At 75.9% G+C, this 1,790-nt stretch carries 4 protein-coding genes; 2 read left to right on the top strand and 2 right to left on the bottom strand.

Annotation, left to right across the window (positions count from 1 at the left end; genetic code table 11):
* A partial coding sequence (locus AC2W7G_RS15345; RefSeq protein WP_485869202.1) for an ankyrin repeat domain-containing protein occupies positions 1–296 on the bottom strand: 296 nt, incomplete at its 3' end.
* A gap of 56 nt (positions 297–352) precedes the next feature.
* Here AC2W7G_RS15345 and AC2W7G_RS15350 point away from each other — a divergent pair.
* Together AC2W7G_RS15350 and AC2W7G_RS15355 are read left to right on the top strand one after the other, a co-directional pair.
* Positions 353–637, top strand: coding sequence for a hypothetical protein (locus tag AC2W7G_RS15350; RefSeq protein WP_485869203.1), 285 nt, complete (start codon positions 353–355; stop codon positions 635–637).
* Positions 598–1,032: a hypothetical protein gene (locus tag AC2W7G_RS15355; protein WP_485869204.1), complete on the top strand. Its 435-nt coding sequence runs from the start codon at positions 598–600 to the stop codon at positions 1,030–1,032. Before AC2W7G_RS15350 ends, AC2W7G_RS15355 begins: the two co-directional genes overlap by 40 nt.
* Before the next feature lie 50 nt (positions 1,033–1,082).
* Here the strand turns inward: AC2W7G_RS15355 and AC2W7G_RS15360 are convergent.
* Positions 1,083–1,790: NAD(P)/FAD-dependent oxidoreductase (locus AC2W7G_RS15360; RefSeq protein WP_485869205.1), on the bottom strand; the 708-nt coding region annotated here is incomplete at its 5' end.

The following is a 1,790-nucleotide window of genomic DNA, read 5'->3' on the forward strand; positions in this document are numbered from 1 at the left end:
CCTCGCAGCACCGCGACGACCTCGTCCTCGCCCTTGAACACCGCGCCGGCGATCGGGCTCTGGCCGCGGTCGTTGAGCCGGTTCACGTCGGCCCCGCGCTCGGCCAGCAGCCGGACGGTCTCGGCGTTGCCGTGGTAGGCCGCGAGCATGAGCAGCGTGTTGCCCTGCGGGTCGGTCAGGTCGACCGGCGCCCCGGCGTCCAGGAACGCGGCGACGGCGTCGGTCTCGCCGGCGCGGGCGTGGTCGATGAGCTGGTAGGCCAGCTCGACGGCGCGGGGATCAGCGGGCTCGGTCATGGCTCGAGCCTACGGTCGCCCCCGGACGTCCGCCGACCACGTGGGACGCTGGCGCGGTGCCCGACCTCGCCGTGTGGATCCTCGTCGCGATCGCCGGCTCGGTCGTCCTGGGCGCCGTGGTCCAGTCCGTCGTCGGCCTGGGCCTCGGCCTCGTCGCTGCGCCGGTGGTGACGCTGCTGGCCCCCCACCTCATGCCGGGCTCGCTGCTCGTCCTGGGCATGGTGCTGCCCGCGTTCACGCTGGCCCGCGAGCGCCGCGACGTCGACTGGCACGGCTTGGGTGGGCGCTGCCCGGACGGCTCGTGGGCACCGTCGTCGGGGTCTGGGTGGTCGCGACGGTGAGCGCCCGCGACCTGGGCGTGGCCGTGGGGCTGGCCGTGCTGCTCGCCGTGGCGCTGACCGCCCGCGCGATCACGGTGCCGGTCACCCGGACGTCGCTCGGCATCGCCGGGTTCACGAGCGGGATCGCCGCGACGACGTCCGCGATCGGCGGCCCGCCGATGGCGCTGCTCTACCAGCACCGTCCCGCGCGCCAGGTGCGCTCGACGCTCGCCGTCTACTTCGTCGTCGGCAGCGGGCTCTCCCTCGCCCTGCTCGCAGTGGGGGGTCAGCTGCGACCGAGCAGCTCGTCCTCGGCACGCTCCTGGTGCCGACGCTCGGGCTCGGCGCCGCGCTCGGCGAGTGGGCGCGGCCCCGGGTCCCGGCCGCTCGCTTCCGCGCGCTCGTGCTCGCGGTGAGCGCCGCCTCCGCGGTGGTGCTGGTCGTCCGCTCCCTGTGGTGAGCCGGCTCAGCGTCCGGTGATGCGGTCGCCGAGACGGGCCAGCGCGCTCGTGCGCCCCAGGCCGTTCGACTCGCGCCGGTCGGCCTCGCGGTAGAGCCCGTACATCGCCTTGACGCCGAGCCAGCGCAGCGGCTCGGGCTCCCAGCGCCGCACGCGGTGGTTCGTCCAGGGCAGCCGGGTCAGCTCCGTGTCGCGCCCGAGCACGAGGTCGGCCAGCGTGCGTCCGGCCAGGTGCGTGGTGGTCAGCCCGCTGCCGACGTAGCCGCCCGCCCAGCCGATGCCGGTGGCCGGGTCGAGCCCGACGGACGCGCTCCAGTCACGCGGCACCCCGAGCACGCCGCACCACGCGTGCGCGACCGGCACGTCCCGGGTCGCCGGGAACAGGTCGTGCAGGATGCCGCGCAGCGACTCGATCGTCCAGTCCTGGGTCTGCCCGTCGACGTCGGTGCGCGATCCGAAGCGGTAGGGGACGCCCCGGCCGCCGAGGGCGATGCGACCGTCGGCGGTGCGCTGGGCGTAGCAGTAGGCGTGCGCCTCGTCGCCGACCAGCTCGGCGCCCCGCCAGCCGATCTCGTCCCAGACGGCGTCCGGCAGCGGCTCGGTCGCGACCATCGCCGAGTTCATCGGCAGCCACGTGCGGCGCAGCCCGGGCAGGGACGCCGTGAAGCCTCCAGGCAGCGCAGCACGTGGCGGGCCCGCACGGTGCCGCGCTCG

The sequence above is a fragment of the Aeromicrobium sp. PFPM2_SD2 genome (assembly GCF_057364525.1).